At 61.6% G+C, this 281-nt stretch carries 1 protein-coding gene; it reads left to right on the top strand.

All coding sequences use genetic code 11. The features are described 5' to 3' along the window. Positions 1-181: hypothetical protein (locus EN857_RS35355; protein WP_210235176.1), on the top strand; the 181-nt coding region annotated here is incomplete at its 5' end. Between the last annotated feature and the right edge of the window lie 100 nt (positions 182-281).

Raw genomic sequence — 281 nt, 5'->3', positions numbered from 1 at the left:
GCCTTCCGCAGCGCGCTGGCGCGGGATTGAACCGGCACCAAAGCGCCGGCGCGAGATCGTTCACAGAATTCGGCAGGATGAGTCGTATGAAGTGAGCGTCGAGAACCGGAGCGGAGCGTACTTAAAGTACGTGAGCACCGGAAGCGCAGGAAGATGCCGTTTGCAGGCCGGCCTCACCTGAAGATCAGCCGCCCATCTTGATGCGCGACAGCTTGATCATTTCGCCGAAGCGGGCGCGCAGCTTGTCGTCGACCAGCCTTGAGATGTGGCGCGGAAAACGC

Source organism: Mesorhizobium sp. M4B.F.Ca.ET.214.01.1.1 (genome assembly GCF_004791545.1).
In the GTDB taxonomy this organism is placed as follows: Bacteria; Pseudomonadota; Alphaproteobacteria; order Rhizobiales; family Rhizobiaceae; genus Mesorhizobium; species Mesorhizobium abyssinicae.
The sequence above is the reverse complement of the archived record's forward strand: the minus strand, read 5'-3'. Positions and strand labels throughout refer to the sequence as shown.